Below are 15,337 nucleotides of genomic sequence, written 5' to 3'. Positions count from 1 at the left end.
TTAATCTCAATACAAAAAAGCTATGCAAGTTGATGTGCTTTTGGGCCTACAATGGGGCGATGAAGGTAAAGGAAAAATCGTAGATGTTTTATGTCCTGAATACGATTTGATCGCACGTTTCCAAGGCGGCCCTAACGCCGGACACACATTGGAGTTTGATAACAAAAAATTCGTATTGAACACTATCCCGTCAGGTATCTTTAATGAAGGTATCATGAATCTTATCGGAAATGGTGTTGTTATTGATCCGATTATCCTGAAAAGAGAGTTAGACAATTTGAAAACTGCCGGCTTCGATCCGGTTGGTAAAGGAAATCTGGTTTTGGCGCGCAAAGCTCACCTTATCCTTCCTACTCACCAATTGCTGGATGCTGCTTCAGAATCCAAAATGGGTGCAGGCAAAATTGGTTCTACGCTTAAAGGTATCGGCCCGACTTACATGGACAAAACAGGCCGTAACGGTCTTCGTGTAGGTGATACTACATTGCCGGATTTTAAAGAACGCTATGAGAAACTAAAAGAAAAACATCTGTCTATCTTATCTCATTACGGTGAAATCCCTGATTTCTCTGAAAAAGAACAAGCGTTTCTGGCGGCAATTGATTATATCAAAACTATTCCTCACGTAGATTCTGAACACCTGGTGAATCAGTATCTGAAATCCGGTAAAAGTGTTTTGGCAGAAGGTGCACAAGGTACATTGTTAGATGTAGATTTCGGATCTTATCCGTTCGTTACATCTTCTAATACAACTACTGCAGGAGCATGTACAGGTCTGGGTGTAGCTCCTAATAAAATCGGCAAGGTATACGGTATCTTCAAAGCATATGCTACCCGCGTAGGTGGCGGACCATTCCCAACGGAACTGCATGATGAAGTTGGTGAGGAATTACGTAAGCTCGGACACGAGTTCGGTGCGACTACAGGTCGTGCCCGCCGTACAGGATGGATTGATATTCCGGCATTGAAATATGCTATTATGCTGAACGGTGTGACGGAACTGATTATGATGAAAGCGGATGTATTGGATACATTTGATAAAATCTATGCATGTACACACTATAAGCATGATGGTCAGGTAATTGACTACATGCCTTATGAGATTATTACCAATGAGGCTGAGCCTGTACTGGAAGAAATACAGGGATGGAATCAGGATCTGACCGGTATTACTTCAGAAAGTGAAATCCCGGAAGCACTGAAAAACTATATCTCTTATCTGGAAAAAGCGTTGGAAGTTCCTATTACATTCCTTTCCGTTGGTCCGGATCGTAAACAAACGTTATCCTTATCTAAATAATTAATGCGAATCGAAGATATACATTCGATCGATTCCTCTGGCAAATTTCATCAAAAAGCATTGCAATGGGCGATGCAATTTGATGAAATTTGCTTCTTTAACTCCAATCAGTCAGCTGATGAATGGTCTTCCTTTGACTGTTGCCTGGCCGTTAAAGCGGTATCTCAATTTGTCGCAGACGGTACAGACACCTTTTTAAGAGCACAACATTTTATTGATCAGCATGCCGGAAAATTCATCCCCGGATTTCTTTCTTATGACCTGAAAAATGAGATTGAAGATCTGACTACAGATAAAGCTGATCTTCTTCAGTTTCCCCTTGCTTACTTCTTTGTACCCGCTGTTGTCATCACCATAAAAAACGGAAGCGTATATATCGAGGCCGAGGCTCCGGAACAGATTCTCAAAGAAATAGTATCTCAGCAATACTTGCCTGAAGCATTTAAATTTGCAGATACGATCAAAGCCAGATGGAATAAAGATGAATATCTGCATGCATTCGGACGTATTCAGTCTCATATTCAGCACGGAGATTTGTATGAAGCAAATCTTTGTCAGGAATTTTATGCTGAAGATGCTTTCCTGGATCCTTTTTCTGTTTATCAGCAATTGTCAGAGGTCTCTCCCACTCCGTTTTCTGCTTTTTTCAGAATGGGTGATCATTATATTTTATCCGCATCACCAGAGCGTTTTATGGCTAAACGGGGAGATTTACTTATTTCACAACCGATCAAAGGTACTGCCCCACGAGGTGCAACAGCAGCAGAGGACGAACGCATTGTGCGTCAGCTGCAAGACTCTAAAAAGGAAATTGCAGAAAATGTAATGATTGTCGATCTGGTACGAAATGATCTGACACGAAGTGCTGTAAAAGGTTCGGTAAAAGCTGACCGCTTATTTGAAATACAGAGTTTCAGACAGGTTCATCAGATGGTATCTACAATTACTTGTCAAAAATCAGCAGATGTAACGGATCTGGAGGCTATAAAAAACACGTTTCCGGCAGGATCCATGACCGGAGCTCCGAAAATCGCTGCAATGAAACATTGTGAAGAAATCGAAAATACCCGCAGAGGATTATATTCGGGTGCAATCGGATACTTCGCACAAAACGGAGACTTTGATTTCAATGTCGTTATACGTACACTGTTATATAATGCATCCTCCCACTATATTTCTTTCCACACCGGCGGTGCGATTACTAATCAGGCGGATGGTGAACAGGAATATGAAGAATGTTTACTGAAGGCTAAAAGTTTGCTAGATGCACTCCACACATCTCTAGCTTAAATTATCTATACAAGAATAGTAGATAAAATTTCATAGCTCATTTATTTTTCTGAAATTTGCAGCGCATCGTATGTCAGCTGTCTATATTGATATCCACACCCATAAGAGTGAAACCATTACTCCCGGATCTGCTATCTGTCAGATACGCAGTATCGCACTGAATAATGGCGAAACTGTAAATAGTGCGTGCACTACAGCAGGGCTTCACCCCTGGTATTTGAATGAGAACAGAAGTGAAAGTGCACTGGCGCAACTTCGTACATTGCTTGATAATGGCAAACTTTTGGGAATAGGCGAATGTGGTATAGACAAGGTTATAGAAACGGATGTAAATATTCAGAAGGATGTATTTGCCGCTCAGGTGCAGTTGGCCACGCAATATGATAAACCTTTGATCATACATTGTGTCCGCGCTTTTGAAGAAGTGATCCAAACCTTATCTTCCCAATTGTTTCAGGGAAAAGTTATTTTTCATGGCTATCAAAAGAATGAAATTCTGGCTAAGCAACTGATTTACAAAGGATATTATCTTTCATTTGGCAAAGCTGTCTTAAACGGAAGCATGGATAAGGTGCTGACTGAAACACCTGTAGACCGGATTTTTTTGGAAACAGATAACTCGCCTGTGGGCATTGATGAAATCTACGCTTATGTGGCAGGCATAAAAAAAATTGAATTAACAAAGTTTAAAGCATATATAATGCAGAATTATCATTCTGTTTTTGAGTAATTTATGAAAGATTTGTCTTGGCTTTCACGTACGGAAGCGTTAGTAGGGCGTGAAGCATTGGAAAAACTGGCCAGTTCGCATGTAATGATGCTGGGATTGGGTGGCGTAGGCTCATATGCGGCGGAGTTTATCTGTCGTGCCGGAGTAGGTAAGATGACCATCATTGATGGCGATACGGTAGATCCTACCAATCGCAACCGTCAGCTTCCTGCCCTGTCTACCAATCACGGAGAGTCTAAGGCTGAGATTATGAAAGAAAGATTAATGGCTATCAATCCGGAACTGGATCTGACAGTGATTCAGGACTTTATTATTCCCGAAAAAATACCTGCACTATTGGATTTAAAACCGGATTATTGTGTAGAAGCTATTGATAGCATCACTCCTAAGCTGTTTTTTATTCGTCTGGCTCTGGATGCAAAAGTTCCTTTTGTCAGTTCTATGGGTGCTGGTGGAAAGGTAGATCCCACAAAGATAAAAATTGCAGATATCAGTCAATCGTACAATTGTAAACTTGCACAGCACATCCGTAAAAAATTGCGGAAGCATGGTATTCGTGATGGTGTCAAAGTTGCTTTTTCTACCGAATTGCCGGATAAAAACTCTTTACTCTACACGGATGGCAGCAATTTTAAAAAATCTGCTTACGGTACAATGTCTTATTTACCGGCAGCATTTGGCGGAGCGATTGCATCTGTCGCTATCCGTGATCTGATGACAGTTTAAATTTAAACTTCTGTTGTAAAACTAATATTTTTAGCATTATATTTGTGTAATGGCTAAAACTATGAGTGTATCAGAAAGTCGTATTTATGCTATTGTCGATATTGAGACAACAGGAGGATATGCAGCAAATAGCGGTATTACAGAGATCGCTATTTATCTGCATGATGGTCATCAGATAATTGATTCGTATCAAACTCTCATCAATCCGCATAAGGAGATTCCTTATCATATTCAGATGCTTACAGGTATTACGCCTGAAATGCTGACGGATGCGCCCTCATTTGAAGATGTGGCTGCTGATATCTATTCCTTTTTAGAGAACAAGGTTTTTGTCGCCCATAATGTAAATTTTGACTATTCCTTTGTATATGCCCACCTTAAGGCTTGTGGTTATCAATGGAAATCACCTAAGCTTTGTACTGTTCGCCTGGCCCGGAATATTTTTAAAGGATTTTCTTCTTACAGTTTAGGTAATCTTTGCCAGCGTCTGGATATTCCGATTTCGGACCGGCACCGCGCTGCCGGTGATGCAAAAGCCACTGTGATTCTCTTTGAACGTATTCTCTCGCACGATACAAACGGGCTCATCGATAGTTTTCTCCAGACACATGCCAAAGAGCAACTTCTGCCCACACATATCGATAAAGTGGTATTCGAACGCCTGCCTGCAAAACCCGGAATCTATATATTCAAAAATAATAAGGGCAAAATTATCTATGTAGGCAAGGCTATTAATATCAGAAAAAGAGTACTCAGTCATTTTACCGGAAATAATACATCCAACAGGAGACAATTATTTTTGAAGGAGATCTTTGATATTGATTTTGAAGAATCCGGAACGGAATTAATGGCCTTACTTATGGAGTGCCAGCTGATCAAAAAACATTGGCCTGCACACAATCGGGCTTTGAAACAATATGAACCTAAATTAGGTCTGATGACCTACGAAGATATTAATGGCTATATGCGACTGGCTGTTACGAAAGTTACAAAGGGAATTTCATGCATTCGCTATTTTGAACGTCCGTACGATGCCAATCAGATGCTGCTTAAACTTATTCAGGATTTTGATCTCAATCCTCTGCTTTGCGCTTTCTATTCTGACAAGACTGCCTCCGCCCACGGAAGACAGGTAGAATCCAGATATATGGAAACAGAAGATGTCGTGCAGTATAATGATAAAGTAACATTAGCTTTAGATTCACTGGCCATGGAAAAGAAAAGTTATGTTTTGATTGATCAGGGCAGACATGCTGAAGAAAAGAGTTATATATATGTAAAGGAAAACAACCTCTATGCTCTGGGTTTTCTGGATCAATACCATGAAAGTCAGCAGATCGAAGATATCATTAGTAAAGAAGATCGCTGCGTTAGTAATTATTATATGATGCAGTTAGTGGAACAATTTGCAGAAAAAAATCCGCAGAAACTTTTGTTGCCTGATCTTCATATAAGTTAAGGAGAATGGTTTATTGGATTTTTTGAGACACAAGCGAAACGCTTATGCCAGAATAGAGCCTTTATTTTACATCTCTAGCGCAGGCATTAGCGTAGTCTGTGCCTGTACTTTTATTTGAGACACAAGCGAAACGCTTGCGCCAGAGTAGAGCCTTTATTTTACACATCTAGCGCAGGCATTAACATAGCGGTGCCTGTGCTTTAATTTTAGAGGGACAAGCGATCGCTTGCGCCAGAGTAGAGCCTTTATTTTACACATCTAGCGCAGGCATTAACGTAGCGGAGCCTGTACTTTTATTTGAGGCACAAGCGATACGCCTGCGCCAGATTAGAGTCTTATTTTACATATCTAGCGCAGGCATTAGCGTAGCGGTGCCTGTGCTTTAATTTTAGAGGGACAAGCGATCGCTTGCGCCAGACTAAAGATTCAGGTCTTTACCCTTTTAACTGTCCGACAACTACTTTTATAAGATCTTCTTTTCTGAAATATTGTTTTGCTATTTCAAGTACACGTTCGGTTGTCATGGTCTTCACTACTTCCGCGTAACGATCATAATAGTCCAGCGTCATTCCTGAGAAATACACACTTTTGAACTTATCTGCATGTGAAAATATACTTTCCAGACTGCCCAGCATAGAGCCCAGCATATAATTTTTAACTACAGCTAACTCTTCTTCTTCCGCCTGCTCCGTGCACAAGATATCCAGCTCTTTATCAATCTCTGATAAAGTCTGGCTGGTGACATCCACTCCTACTTCAGAAGCAATCGTAAAGAACCCGGAAAATTTGAGACTGGCCACTGCTGAACCAATGCTATAGGTATAGCCCTTTTCTTCACGGATATTACGCATCAGTCGCGAACCGAAAAATCCGCCCAATAATGTATTCACAACTTGCACAGCCGGGAAGTCAGGATGTGTGCGGTTAATCATCGGATATCCCAGACGAATTGCGGATTGTAATGCATCTTTTTTATTTTCTACAATAAGCTGACCGTTACTGGTCTCTAATACGGGCTTTTGCTGAGCAACTATTACCGTATCGGAATGCCATTCCTCTCCAAAAAGTTGGCTAACCCGCTCTATAAGAGATTCACTGACATTACCTGCAATAAACAGTGTACAGTTTTGAGGTAAAATCTGCTGATCATAAAGATGAAGCAGATCCGTTCTTGAAATGGCATCATAAGCCTGAGCTGTAGGTACATTTCCATATCGGTTATCTCCGAATACAGCAGTATAAAACAATCTCCTGGCTACAAAATCATTCTTCTGAAGAGAGATGCTTAATGTTTGTTTGTTATTCTGTATGTACGTATCCAGCTCATGTTGTGGAATCGTCGCTGCAGTCAGGATTTCTTTAATAAGGGGCAGCAGCTTATCCACATGCTTATTCAGGACATACAAGGTCAGACTGGTCTGATCGTAACTATACTCCGGAATCAGATATGCACCATAGAAATCCACCTGTTCTGCTATCTGCGCACTTGACAACTGAGTAGTACCTTCCTTAAGCATTGCACTCAGTGTAGTATTCAGTAAAGGATTTTCAGACTTGTCATAAATATTGTTGAAGATCCATTCCAGGCGTACTAATTCCTGATCCGGATTATGAAACAGAAATGTTTTAAGTCCATTATCAAATGTCAGAGATTCAGGATGTACAAGATCAATACCGGCAATAGTATTGAATGAGGGAGCAAAAGATCTGTTAAGCATGAATAGGTTCCGGTTTAGCGTGATAAATAAGTGTAGAGGAGTTTTCTTCTCTGAAGATCTGATTAGCTTGCGCTCGAACTTCAGCAGCCGTTACGGTCAGATATTTCCCAATTTCGACATTGTAAAGATTTCCATCACCAAGTAATTCGTAATAAGCCAGATTCATGGCTTTATCCAGAATAGAAAGTTCAGCAAATACTAAAGTCGATTCGATCTTGTTCTTCACTTTTTCCAGTTCTTCGGCGCTTACTTCCGTATTTTTCAGGAAGTTAAGTTGCTCCCAGATTGCAGCTTCAGCTTCAGCAGTAGAAATACCCTCGCTAGGTTTACCCTCGATAACAAACAGATTGTCATCGATACTTCCGGTAACATAGGCATTGATTTCACTGAATATTTTCTTCTCTTTAACCAGTTTTCGAAACAGTCTTGAAGAAGATCCCCGGGATAATATATCTGATATCAGATCCATAGCCTGGTATTCGGGTGATAATCTGTTGGGACCGTGAAAGACCATGTGTACGGCATCCACCGGAACATCGGCTTCTACTTCCAGTCTGCGGGCTTCAGTCTGCACAGGTTCGGATGGCAGATTCCGGTTATACTTTTCTCCCGAAGGAATATCCCCAAACCATTTATTGGTCAGTTGCTTTACCTGCTCTAAGGTTACATCTCCCGACACTACCATAATTGCATTTAGCGGATTATAATGTTTTGTAAAAAAAGCCTTCACATCTTCCATCCTTGCCTCTTCAATATGTGAAATTTCTTTACCAATAGTCGCCCATTTATAAGGATGTACCTGGTATGCAAGCGGTCTCAGTTTGAGCCAGGCATCGCCGTAGGGTTGGTTGAGATAACGTTGCTTAAACTCCTCAACTACAACCTGTTTTTGCACGTCAAGACTTTGTTCTGAAAATGCAAGACTCAGCATGCGGTCAGACTCCAGCCAAAATGCAGTTTCAATATTTACTGCCGGCAGAGTGATATAATAATTTGTAATGTCATTGGATGTAAAGGCATTATTTTCACCACCTACTCTTTGTAAAGGCGTATCGTAGTTAGGAATATTGACTGATCCGCCAAACATCAGGTGCTCAAAGAGATGAGCAAATCCTGTCTGATCTGGAGATTCATCCCGTGCACCGACATCGTATAGAATATTGACACAGGCCATCGCTGTGTTATGGTCTTCGTGTACCAATACACGCAGTCCGTTATCAAGTACAAATTTTTGAAATTTGATCATAAATTTTTAATAATGGTATTAAGCCCAGTCGATACCCTTTTTAAGTAAGGAAAGTGTTTCTTCTTCTTTTGACCCGGGCTGCGCTTTAAAATCATAAGCCCAGTTAGCCTGTGCTGGTAAACTCATCAGAATAGATTCGATGCGACCGTTGGTCTCTAATCCAAATTTTGTACCGGCATCATATACCAGATTAAATTCAACATATCGACCTCTTCTCAGCATCTGCCAGTTCTTTTGTTCTTCCGAATAGCTTTCATGACGATGTCTGTTCGCCAATTCAGCATACACACCCGCAAAAGTACGTCCCAGATCGCAGGAGAAATCAAAGATCTGTTTGTATGACATATTGGTTTTTTCAGGAGTAAGGCGGTCATAAAATACACCACCTATTCCCCGCGTTTCATCCCGGTGACGGATAAAAAAGTAATTGTCTGCCCAGGTTTTAAATTCAGAATAAAATTCAGAATTGTGTTTGTCACATACAGCTTTCAATGTCTGATGAAAATGTTGTGCATCTTCCTTACAGACATAGTGAGGTGTAAGATCTATACCTCCGCCAAACCATCTGGTTTGCTCGTTCAGCTCGAAGTATCTGATATTCATATGAATAATAGGTACTAACGGATGATTAGGATGAAGTACAATGGAAACTCCTGTTGCAAAAAACTGATCATCCTCGACTCCAAAAGCTTTTTTTACAGGCTCCGGAAGCGTACCGTGAACTGCAGAAAAGTTTACACCGCCTTTTTCTATCAAATTGCCCGCCTGTATAATACGGGTACGGCCACCGCCTCCTCCGTCACGTTCCCACAATTCCTCCTGAAATTTAGCACCACCATCCAACACTTCCAAAGCATCGGTAATTTCCTGCTGAATAGACTTATATGTTTCGGCTATCTGTTCTTTCGTTATCATTTAAAAAATTAGGTTAAGGAATCTGCAAGGACTTTGATTGTTGGTAATGCCGGATTTTGCTGATACAGGATTTTGTATACGGCATCACATATAGGCATCTGAAGGTTGAATTTTTGAATAATCCGTTGTATGCAAGCTGAAGCATAATAACCTTCGGCCACCATATTCATCTCTAATTGAGCGGATTGCACACTATAACCTTTACCTATCATATTACCAAATGTCCGGTTACGGCTAAATTGGGAATAGGCAGTTACTAATAGATCACCCAAATAGGCTGAATGATTGATATCTCTTGGCTGAGGATCAATAACATCCACACAGGTTTCCATTTCACGGATTGCATTAGAGACAAGGACAGCCTGAAAATTGTCTCCAAATCCCAGGCCATGACATATACCACCGGCCAAAGCATATATATTCTTAAGCACAGCACCATATTCTACTCCAAAAATATCAGCGGAGATAATGGTCTTGATATATCTGTTCCTTAAAAATTTAGCCATTTCTTCAGCATGATCCAAATTTTTAGAGGCCAGCGTAAGATATGACAGCTTTTCCAGCGAAACCTCTTCAGCATGGCAGGGCCCTCCTACAACTACAATATTCTCTAGCGGAACATGATAATATTCCATCAGATATTCACCTACAACCAGATTTTCATCCGGGACGATACCCTTAATGGCAGATACTACTATTTTATTTTCAAAATCCTCAGGTTTAACATCTTTTAATGCAGCTTTAAGATAAGCTGCCGGTGTATTTAAAATTACAATATCCGAACGGCGGATAAGCTCAGCAGCATTGGTAGAAATTTGTTCCTCTGACAATTTAACTTCTACAGCACTCAAATAAGTGGGGTTATGCTTGTATTCCAATATATATTCCAGATCTTCTTGTTTACGAATCCACCATAAAATGGTTTTGTCCAACAGATTATCCGTTAACATTTTAATCATAGCTGTAGCCCAACTCCCACTGCCAATTACACCGATTTGTTTGTTTTGCATACGAATTCGTTAATTTCTTTCAAATTTAACGCTACAAATATACTTAATTAAAAACGGAAACAGTCTATTTGATACTTTGCGGTACCACGTGTATAGATGTCGTACACAACGTTATTTTAATCATAGCATACAAGTGATTCATATCCAGTGAATAAGAGTTTTCAGGAATCATCAAGATTTTCACAGGACATCTATATTGCATTGCATTTGCGGTAAAGAATGACATGGAATGGCAATTTCTAAATGGCCATCCTAGAGGAATACTATAACTGTTGCATGCAAACAGCTTACTGGTATTATTTTTCCAGTTGTCCTTTTAGTCTTTGCAGCCCTGTATCGAGATCTCCGCCTAACATTTTGTCAAAATCCATACATAATAACATCAGATTCATCGGATAATTCATATGTCCGTCAAATCCCCAGATCACCTTTGTAGATGTTGGCGAGGCGCTTTCTGTAATCATATAGGCCTGATCTTTAGATTCAAACGGTTTTATAAAACGAATCTCCATATCGATACGTTCTCCTTCTTTAATTTTCTTAATCTCCTGTTCCCCCTTACCTACATCCTTTTGCTCACTATCCCATGCAGAAATAAATCCTGGCGTTCCGTCGGTTCCGGTATATGTTTTTTTCATATTTGGATCCATAGTAGCCCATTTACTGTAATAATTCTGATTTTTGATGTATTTGATGTATTCAAACACGACCTCACGAGGTTTGTTTATAATAATTTCGCGTTTTACGGCATAATCTTTCTTTAGAAACAAAGCTGCAATCAACAGGATAACAACTAAAGCCAGAATAGCCAGCAGGATTTTCTTTAAAATTTTCATACAGTTTATAATTTGAGTTAGTGAGTTAAATATAAGACAATATATCTAATGTAGCAACGATATAAAAAACACACAAAAGACTTAATATCAAAAAAATACAAACTCGCTAAAACAGTTTTTGCCACCATTTTTTATCAATTCCTACAAACCATTTGCCCTGATCCTGTTTCAGCGGATATAAATTCACAAAATTACCTTGCCCCGGATCCCCTCTTCCGGTTTTTAGAGAAAAAGCATGTCTGTGATACGGACAGATTACACGTCCCTCTTCGCACCATCCTGTAGACAAGGGAGCTCCGGCATGCGGACATTTCTCTGAAAAGGCCACCCATGCACCATCCTGCTTTGTAAGGCAGAAATTTAATCCCGGAACTTTAACTAAGCGTATTTCTTCCGGTTTATTGAGGAATTGTGAAGGAATCTCTATCCATTGCATACTTAAATATACGATTAGTTGATTTGATTTTTCTATCTTTGTACAATTTTAAAAAACAGCACAATTCATGGCTTTACAATGCGGTATAGTTGGCCTGCCTAACGTGGGCAAATCAACGTTATTTAATTGCTTGTCAAATGCTAAGGCACAGGCAGCAAATTTTCCATTTTGTACAATCGAACCGAATGTCGGAGTAATTACTGTTCCGGACGAACGTTTAAATAAACTCGCTGATCTTGTCAAACCTCAGCGTCTGGTTCCTAATACCATTGAGATCGTAGATATTGCAGGACTGGTAAAAGGGGCTTCCAAAGGCGAAGGTCTCGGAAATCAATTCCTAGGCAATATCCGTACAACAAATGCAATTATTCACGTATTACGTTGTTTTGATGACGGCAATGTTATCCACGTGGACGGATCTGTAGATCCTATACGTGACAAAGAAATCATTGATACAGAATTGCAGTTGAAAGATCTGGATACCGTTGTTAAACGTATTCAAAAAGTGGAAAAAATGGCCAAAACAGGTGGAGATAAAGATGCCAAACGCACATTTGATATTCTCTCTGTTGTAAAGGAACATTTAGAATCCGGTAAATCTGTACGTACATCACCGATAGAGAAAGAAGATTTTGAGTTTATTCAGGATCTGGCTTTATTAACTGCAAAACCAGTACTATATGTATGTAATGTAGACGAGGCTTCAGTAAATACCGGAAATTCTTATGTTGATAAAGTAAAAGAAGCTGTAAAAGACGAAAATGCGGAAGTACTGATTATCTCTGCACAAATCGAGTCTGAAATAGCACAATTAGAAAGTTTTGAAGAGCGCCAGATGTTCCTGGATGATCTTGGATTAACAGAATCGGGTGTCCACAAATTAATCCGTGCTGCATACTCCCTATTGGATCTGGCGACATATTTCACTGCCGGTGTACAGGAAGTACGTGCATGGACTATTGAGAAAGGTTATACTGCACCTCAGGCAGCCGGAGTGATCCATACTGATTTTGAAAAAGGTTTTATTCGTGCGGAAGTGATCAAGTATGCGGACTTTATTCAATATGGTTCGGAATCAGCGGTCAAGGAAGCGGGTAAACTTAGTGTGGAAGGAAAAACATATATTGTTGAGGACGGAGATATTATGCACTTCAGATTTAACGTATAAGTATACAGCATAATTAAATAAAAAAGCCTTCCCGATCATGCGGGAAGGCTTTTTTGTTGCTTAGTAATAGAGTAGAGCTCCGGATACATTCCAATAGGATAAACTTGTTCCTTCGGGTTCTCCCTGTGGGATATGGACGCGTATAGTATGCTCTCCGGCTTTAAGATCGCCAAGATCAATGTATACCGGATTTGTAACCGTACCCGGACACCAGTTAGAGCGGCTTAAATCTGAAGATGACAGTCCGTTTTCAAAATTGCCGGATGCAGGATTAGATAACCTGTAAGAACCGCATTCTGTCCTCCATGGTGTAAATCTGAAAGCCTGCTGACCATCTAAGTATATCGTATTTGCTTTTGGAACAAATTCATCACCTTCTCCCCAGCCACCATGACCTGTGGTAATGTATCTTAGCTGTGCATTTTTGACATCCTGATCTAATGTAAACCTGACCTCCACTCCTTTCTCCTGATTAAACATGGTCGGATATTCCTGACCGCCCATTTCCATTACATTTGTGGTATTGAAAAGAGAAAGCACCTTCGCCCCTTCCGAAAACTGAGGTTTACCGGGATGAATAGTCAGACGTACAGTCACCTCATGCCCTTCTTTATCATAATTACCGATATATGTTCCGACATAGACTTCTTTACCTGCGAAACGTGGCAGAAGCTCAGAAATTTCCTGACGATAGCTCACGCTGTCCTGCCAGGTTTTACCTTTTATTTTGATGTAATTAAACTGGCTGACACCGAATGGTGTAAAAAATCGCATCAGTTCGAGCACCGGTTCAAAATTAGCCGTTTGCGTCATTCCCTGATACTTCTTACCATTGCCATTCTCATACACAGGCAAAGTATTCATTCCGTTTTGCATTCCGTCCAGAAAGCTGATATCACGATCCGCCGGAATCAGAAATACCGAACCTGTACGGTCATATGCATCTCCCTTAGCCTGCTGAATAACTTCTACAAAGGCCTGACCTTCATTCTTTTTGAGTTCAGGTATTTTTACTTTTTTGACAATGACTGTTCCGTTTGCAAATCTCAGTATGCTATCTGAACGGGTTGCATCATTAAAACGGATACGTTGCTTATAGAATACTGGGATATCGACAAATCTGCTTTTCCATAGCAAATCCCGGTAGGTCAGTTCATCTACATATGAACCTGACTCCGGTAGTTTAACCGCTGCGGGTATGCTTTTTATTTTCTTAATCTTTGTTGCGGTAACAGCTGAATTGCCATTCCTTACCATTTCCAGTACCAGGCCTAAGTTTTGTCCTAATTCAACCGGTGAAGCTTTGATTCCGGTTTCTTCTGTAAACCATAAATCTATTGTATTGGAATTAACAGAAGTAGTAGCTTTCTTAACAGTATAACCCAATATCTTTTTTGTTTCTCCTGTTATCACCAGTTTTTGCTTTTCCAGCAAAGCAGAGTCGACTGTCGCAATTTCACGACCGCCTTCAAAAGTGGAAATCTTATAATAAGCTCCGTTTTTACGATTTACAAAATAGCGTTCATAAGGGAAACGGGCCTTACCGTCAAGAATCTGCTGACTGGTAACCGCTGTCTGCTCTTTATTGGCATATACTAAAATCGGGCTTTGCTTTTCATGGATTTTACCATTACTGCTCCTCATGTAAGAAATCTGATATCCTGCTTCCTGCGCCAGTAAGGTTGTTGAAATAAGAAAAAAGAATAAAAATGAATAAAGTTTCATATGTAAATAATTTGATTTTCAATGTTCATATGGAATATCCAAACTATATTCATTCGTATTTGTGCAGTCTCTACTACATGGATATTTCATATGTAAATAATTTGCTTTTAAAAGATTGCGCTATTGTCTTTGATCCAAACAGGCTGTAACAAGTACATGAAATGATTAGATTCATTGATATCTCTTGAGACTCTGCTAAATGGATATTGCATGCTTTTATATTTGAATTCCAAAAATAGGATTTTATATAGGTGTATCAAATCTTAAGGGACGATAAAATACAAAAAGAAAAAGCCTGGAAGAATCGGGCGATTTTCCAGGCTCTAAAATACCTCTTTACGAGGCAATCAACCTAAACCTAAGACAAAGTTAGAGGTAATATAATTAACTTGCAAATTTATTATATCTTTTTGGGAAATTATCTAATGATTGCCGATGTACAACCGGTTGTTTTATCGAATAACAATAAAATTTTAAAAAAAATAAAGGTTTTCAAACGGGGAGAATGAAAACCTTTAATAACCAATTATAAACCTAAATTATGATGACACAAAGATAGTGTACATATTACACTATTCAAAATATTTTTTTATTTTTCTTAGAATTAGATTTATCCTCCTATGCTGCAGGTGCGGACACCTGCAGAGTTCTTGTGTGATAGTATTTAGAATTATATCCGCTACTCTTCTATGCTGTAAGATTCTGCTAATACTTATCCCAAACTCACGCCGCGTCAGTTGGTGTCTCCACCAACTGGTTTAACGCAAAACACAGAAGT

The 15,337-nt window shown here is 39.7% G+C and carries 13 protein-coding genes; 6 read left to right on the top strand and 7 right to left on the bottom strand.

What is annotated here, in order from left to right; genetic code table 11:
• Nucleotides 1–22: 22 nt before the first annotated feature.
• From HMPREF0766_RS07225 to HMPREF0766_RS07205, 5 genes are all read left to right on the top strand, one after another.
• The gene (locus HMPREF0766_RS07225) at nucleotides 23–1,300 is read left to right on the top strand and encodes an adenylosuccinate synthase (protein ID WP_002995069.1); all 1,278 of its coding nucleotides are present in this window, start codon (nucleotides 23–25) and stop codon (nucleotides 1,298–1,300) included.
• A gap of 3 nt (nucleotides 1,301–1,303) precedes the next feature.
• Nucleotides 1,304–2,590, top strand: a complete 1,287-nt coding sequence (locus tag HMPREF0766_RS07220) for an anthranilate synthase component I family protein (RefSeq protein ID WP_002995067.1) — start codon at nucleotides 1,304–1,306, stop codon at nucleotides 2,588–2,590.
• Nucleotides 2,591–2,660: 70 nt separating this feature from the next.
• Nucleotides 2,661–3,320: a TatD family hydrolase gene (locus HMPREF0766_RS07215; protein ID WP_002995066.1), complete on the top strand. Its 660-nt coding sequence runs from the start codon at nucleotides 2,661–2,663 to the stop codon at nucleotides 3,318–3,320.
• 3 nt (nucleotides 3,321–3,323) lie between these two features.
• Nucleotides 3,324–4,046, top strand: coding sequence for a tRNA threonylcarbamoyladenosine dehydratase (locus tag HMPREF0766_RS07210; protein ID WP_002995064.1), 723 nt, complete (start codon nucleotides 3,324–3,326; stop codon nucleotides 4,044–4,046).
• A gap of 61 nt (nucleotides 4,047–4,107) precedes the next feature.
• The gene (locus HMPREF0766_RS07205) at nucleotides 4,108–5,505 is read left to right on the top strand and encodes an exonuclease domain-containing protein (RefSeq protein WP_236590508.1); all 1,398 of its coding nucleotides are present in this window, start codon (nucleotides 4,108–4,110) and stop codon (nucleotides 5,503–5,505) included.
• A 434-nt stretch (nucleotides 5,506–5,939) separates the two neighbouring features.
• Here HMPREF0766_RS07205 and HMPREF0766_RS07200 read toward each other — a convergent pair whose 3' ends face one another.
• The 6 genes from HMPREF0766_RS07200 to HMPREF0766_RS07175 all read right to left on the bottom strand — a co-directional run bounded on the left by HMPREF0766_RS07200 (nucleotide 5,940) and on the right by HMPREF0766_RS07175 (nucleotide 11,666).
• Nucleotides 5,940–7,223, bottom strand: coding sequence for a M16 family metallopeptidase (locus HMPREF0766_RS07200; protein WP_002995058.1), 1,284 nt, complete (start codon nucleotides 7,221–7,223; stop codon nucleotides 5,940–5,942).
• The gene (locus HMPREF0766_RS07195; protein ID WP_002995056.1) at nucleotides 7,216–8,469 is read right to left on the bottom strand and encodes a M16 family metallopeptidase; all 1,254 of its coding nucleotides are present in this window, start codon (nucleotides 8,467–8,469) and stop codon (nucleotides 7,216–7,218) included. The genes HMPREF0766_RS07200 and HMPREF0766_RS07195 overlap by 8 nt, the downstream gene beginning before the upstream one ends.
• 18 nt (nucleotides 8,470–8,487) lie before the next feature.
• Nucleotides 8,488–9,384 carry an oxygen-dependent coproporphyrinogen oxidase gene (gene hemF, locus HMPREF0766_RS07190; protein WP_002995054.1) on the bottom strand — a complete coding sequence of 299 codons (897 nt, stop codon included), beginning with the start codon at nucleotides 9,382–9,384 and terminating at the stop codon, nucleotides 8,488–8,490.
• Nucleotides 9,385–9,392: 8 nt separating this feature from the next.
• Nucleotides 9,393–10,394, bottom strand: a complete 1,002-nt coding sequence (locus tag HMPREF0766_RS07185; RefSeq protein ID WP_002995052.1) for an NAD(P)H-dependent glycerol-3-phosphate dehydrogenase — start codon at nucleotides 10,392–10,394, stop codon at nucleotides 9,393–9,395.
• Between the two features lie 296 nt (nucleotides 10,395–10,690).
• Complete coding sequence (locus HMPREF0766_RS07180) at nucleotides 10,691–11,230, bottom strand: SRPBCC family protein (RefSeq protein ID WP_002995050.1); 540 nt, start codon at nucleotides 11,228–11,230, stop codon at nucleotides 10,691–10,693.
• Between the two features lie 106 nt (nucleotides 11,231–11,336).
• On the bottom strand, nucleotides 11,337–11,666 hold the full coding sequence (locus HMPREF0766_RS07175; RefSeq protein WP_002995048.1) for a Rieske (2Fe-2S) protein: 330 nt from the start codon (nucleotides 11,664–11,666) through the stop codon (nucleotides 11,337–11,339).
• Between the two features lie 67 nt (nucleotides 11,667–11,733).
• On the opposite strand from HMPREF0766_RS07175, the gene ychF reads away from it, so the two are divergent.
• Entirely contained in the window at nucleotides 11,734–12,834 is a 1,101-nt protein-coding gene (gene ychF / locus HMPREF0766_RS07170) for a redox-regulated ATPase YchF (protein ID WP_002995045.1), read from the top strand.
• Nucleotides 12,835–12,894: 60 nt separating this feature from the next.
• Here ychF and HMPREF0766_RS07165 read toward each other — a convergent pair whose 3' ends face one another.
• Nucleotides 12,895–14,559, bottom strand: coding sequence for a PNGase F N-terminal domain-containing protein (locus HMPREF0766_RS07165; RefSeq protein ID WP_002995043.1), 1,665 nt, complete (start codon nucleotides 14,557–14,559; stop codon nucleotides 12,895–12,897).
• Between the last annotated feature and the right edge of the window lie 778 nt (nucleotides 14,560–15,337).

It is taken from the genome of Sphingobacterium spiritivorum ATCC 33861 (assembly GCF_000143765.1).
GTDB lineage: Bacteria > Bacteroidota > Bacteroidia > Sphingobacteriales > Sphingobacteriaceae > Sphingobacterium > Sphingobacterium spiritivorum.
This window is presented reverse-complemented; position numbering and strand designations above follow the sequence as displayed.